At 71.5% G+C, this 1491-nt stretch carries 1 protein-coding gene and 2 pseudogenes; 2 read left to right on the top strand and 1 reads right to left on the bottom strand.

The annotated features are described in order from the left end of the window. A pseudogene (locus GT354_RS12155) lies at positions 1-313 on the bottom strand (ATP-binding protein); the annotation flags it as partial. A gap of 339 nt (positions 314-652) precedes the next feature. On the opposite strand from GT354_RS12155, the gene GT354_RS56470 reads away from it, so the two are divergent. Both GT354_RS56470 and GT354_RS12145 read left to right on the top strand, forming a co-directional pair. Beyond that, the gene (locus tag GT354_RS56470) at positions 653-1174 is read left to right on the top strand and encodes a sigma-70 family RNA polymerase sigma factor (RefSeq protein ID WP_161356307.1); all 522 of its coding nucleotides are present in this window, start codon (positions 653-655) and stop codon (positions 1172-1174) included. Next, positions 1171-1491 (top strand): annotated as a pseudogene (locus GT354_RS12145) (hypothetical protein); the annotation flags it as partial. The gene GT354_RS56470 and the pseudogene GT354_RS12145, both read left to right, overlap by 4 nt.

Raw genomic sequence — 1491 nt, 5'->3', positions numbered from 1 at the left:
ATTGCCGGACGTCGTGCCCGCGTTGCCGCAGCCGGCCGACGGTCTCCGCGAAGTAGGCCGGTTCCACCACTGTCATCGGCACGATCACCGTCCCCTCGGATCGGCTCGACACCAGGTCCAGTACCTCGTACACGCCCTGCCGCCACGCACCGAAATCCTGAAAGTCCCCGCGCAGGGCCGGCGGCAGCATCCGGTGCAGCCCGAATCCGGCGTGCTCGGGGTCGCAGACCACGCTGCCCGGCAGCCGCCGTCGAATCTCGAACGCGGTCTGCGTCTTGCCGCCACCGAACGGCCCGTTGATCCACACAAGCATCCGGCCACCCTACGCCGATCACCGATCGGTCCCGCGCCGTGCCGGTGCGGGCCGAATGCGCCGGCAAAGAGTAAAACTTGGGCAACATGCCGGACGAATGTCCTCCACAGTGGTTTTGCTGGTAGGGCGCACGGACGTCATACGCGGCGCGGGTGATCGCCGGCCCGCGCGGTGCCGAACGAGCCGGGGACCACTCATGGGGCACACGACCGATACGACCGCCGAAGTGCCGAAACGGGAGAAGACGGGGTGCGCGTCCGTCGTGTCCGGAGCGCGGCCGGTCGAGGGACGGGAGCCCGCCCGGTGAGCCCTCGGCCCGTTTCGTCGGAAGTGCGTCCCGTGACCGCCCGATTGTCGGTGACCTTCCGGGCCTTCCACGAGTCCAACGTGCGGGTGTGGCTGCGCTACGCGCTCCTGCACGTGGGTGATCGCCGCGCGGCCGAGGAGCTGGTCGACGAGGCGTTCGCGCACTTGGCCCGCGAGTGGACCGACACCCTGCGCGAGGCGTCCGTACAGGCCTCCGCGTGGAGCATCTTCAAGGAGCACGTCGCCGCGCGCCTCGACGGCGGGCCCACCGCCCTGGTGGAGACCGCCGCGTTCACCGCCGTGCACGCGGCGCTGCGCCAGGCCCATCGGCAGTTCGAGATCATGGAGGGCGCGCTGAGTCTGTACTCCGCCGTCGTACGCCTGCCGGATCGCCACTACGACACGCTCGTGCTGCGCTGTGTCCTCGGCTATCCCGAGGCGCAGGTCGCCCGGCAACTCGGCACCCGCGAGACCACGGTCCGCTCGAACCTGCGCTGGGCCCGCCGTCGACTCGCGAAGGAATTGGGCACGAGCGAAGGCGAGGACGTCAGGTGAGCGCGCCGACCGGCCACCGTCTCGCCGAAGACCTCGCGCGGACGATCCTGAGCACCGAGGCACTGTCCCACGAGTACGACGACTACGACTGCGCGGCGGCGCGTGAGCGGATCGCCGAAGCCCTGCACACGCACGCGCCGCACTCGGGACGCCCGCACTCGGACCCCCGGTGCCCGGGCCCGCAATGCCCGGACCCCCCGCACTCGGACCCCCAATGCCCGGACCCCCAGCACCCAGGCCCCCAGCACCCGGGCTCCCAGTGCTCGGGCCTCCGGCACCCGGACGCCTTGCCGGCACAGGCCCCGCACGCGCCGACC

The organism is Streptomyces sp. SID3343 (assembly GCF_009865215.1).
Taxonomy (GTDB): Bacteria; Actinomycetota; Actinomycetes; order Streptomycetales; family Streptomycetaceae; genus Embleya.
Note: the sequence above shows the minus strand (reverse complement) of the source record. Positions and strands in the feature narration are given on the sequence as shown.